We start from the raw sequence: 1805 nt of genomic DNA, 5'->3' as shown, positions 1-1805 counted from the left end.
GCAAACAAGTTTTCAGACGGCCATAGCCGACTTTCGGTACAATCACACCATTCCAAACAATAAACCCCATCATGACCGATACCGCCCAAATCATTACCAGCTATGGCCGCCGCTATATTGTCCGCACCCCTGACGGCCAAACATATGACGCCACCACCCGCAAAAAACGCGTCGATTTCGCCTGCGGCGACCAAGTCCGCATCAGCCCCATCAACGGCGAACAAGTCGTGATTGAAGACTATCTCCCGCGCGAAAGCCTGCTCTACCGCCAAGACGCGTGGAAAACCAAACTGATTGCCGCCAACGTTACCCAACTGCTCATCGTAACCGCCGCCAGCCCCTCACCCAGCGAAGCCCTGTTGCAACGCGCCCTCCTCGCAGCCGAAGCGGCCGGCATTAACGCCGTCATCGTCCTCAACAAAGCCGACCTCCCCGAAACTGCCCAATGGCGCGAGAAACTCAAATTCTACGAAACCCTCGGCTACCCCGTGGTCGAAACCAACGCATTGGAAAACGCCGACATCCTGCGTCCCATTTTAGAAGGGCAAACCAACATCCTGCTCGGACAAAGCGGCATGGGCAAGTCCACCCTGACCAACGCCCTACTCGGCAACCAAGCCGCCCGAACCGGCGACATTTCCACCGCGCTCGACTCCGGCAAACACACCACCACCCACGCCCAACTGTACGATTTAAACACAGAAACCCGACTCATCGATTCCCCCGGCCTGCAAGAATTCGGCCTGCACCATCTCCAAGCTGCCGATTTATTACAATACTTCCCCGACCTGCGCCACCTTATCGGCCAGTGCCGTTTCCACAACTGCACCCACCGCGCCGAACCCGGCTGCGCCGTCAAAGCCGCTGCCGAATCAGGCGAAGCCAAACCCGAGCGTATTGAGTTTCTGCAACGCGTTACCGATGAATTGTTAAGATAAAGATTGAACGGAAACTAAGCGTTTGGATAAATAAAAAGGCCGTCTGAAACTTTCAGACGGCCTTTTGTTGAAGTATAACCAAATTTACCTTTCAACCGGCACTGCTGCCTTAGCGGGAAAGAGAAGGTGCTTTTCGTGGCGGATTGATCATGAGAAGAACGGCTTCTTCAATTTGTTTGTCCCCCCGATCATGGAGTTCTACCGGAAACTTCAGACGCAACACTGTAATAATAGCGCCAACCGATAAGCCTGCATCATTAAGCAACTCAATTTCTTTAAGTACCGGAGCGGAAAGGTTTAACATGGTTTCTCCTTATGGTTTGGCTAAGCCTTAGCCCACTTTATCCCCGGGCTGTGCGCCCGCATCGACATCGAGGAGCTTCAGTTTGCCCTCTGCCGTGGCGGCGGAGAGGATCATGCCTTCGGATACGCCGAATTTTGCCATTTTGCGCGGGGCGAAGTTGGCGACGGCGATGACCATGCGGCCGTTCAATTCGGCAGGGTTGGGATAAGACGCGGCGATGCCGGAGAAGATGATGCGTTTTTCAAAACCGAAATCGAGGTCGAATTTTAGGAGTTTGGTGCTGCCTTCAACGGCTTCGCAGTTCAATACTTTGGCGACGCGTATGTCGATTTTCATAAAGTCGTCAAAGCTCGCTTGTTCGGCAACTTTTTCGTATTTACTTTCTTCGGCGGCAGGCGCGGCTGCGGCAGCGATGCTTTGTTTGTTGGCTTCGATCAAATCGTCCACTTGTTTTTGCTCCACTCGTTGCATTAAATGTTCGTATTTGTTGATGGCGTGTTCGCCCAAGGTTTCGCGTGTATTTGCCCAAGTGATGGCTTCCAAATTCAGGAATTTGGCGGCGT

Annotated in this window: 3 protein-coding genes; 1 reads left to right on the top strand and 2 read right to left on the bottom strand. The window is 53.2% G+C overall.

Translation table 11 applies throughout. The features are described from left to right. Positions 1 to 71: 71 nt before the first annotated feature. Positions 72 to 938, top strand: coding sequence for a ribosome small subunit-dependent GTPase A (gene rsgA, locus ACTHUT_RS19550; RefSeq protein WP_440385879.1), 867 nt, complete (start codon positions 72 to 74; stop codon positions 936 to 938). A gap of 109 nt (positions 939 to 1047) precedes the next feature. Here rsgA and ACTHUT_RS19545 read toward each other — a convergent pair whose 3' ends face one another. Next, positions 1048 to 1242, bottom strand: a complete 195-nt coding sequence (locus tag ACTHUT_RS19545; protein WP_070460991.1) for a virulence regulator — start codon at positions 1240 to 1242, stop codon at positions 1048 to 1050. Between the two features lie 27 nt (positions 1243 to 1269). Next, on the bottom strand, positions 1270 to 1805 hold a 536-nt coding region (gene metG, locus ACTHUT_RS19540), incomplete at its 5' end, for a methionine--tRNA ligase subunit beta (protein ID WP_440419489.1).

The sequence above is a fragment of the Neisseria sp. P0022.S010 genome (assembly GCF_051956635.1).
Note: the sequence above shows the minus strand (reverse complement) of the source record. Positions and strands in the feature narration are given on the sequence as shown.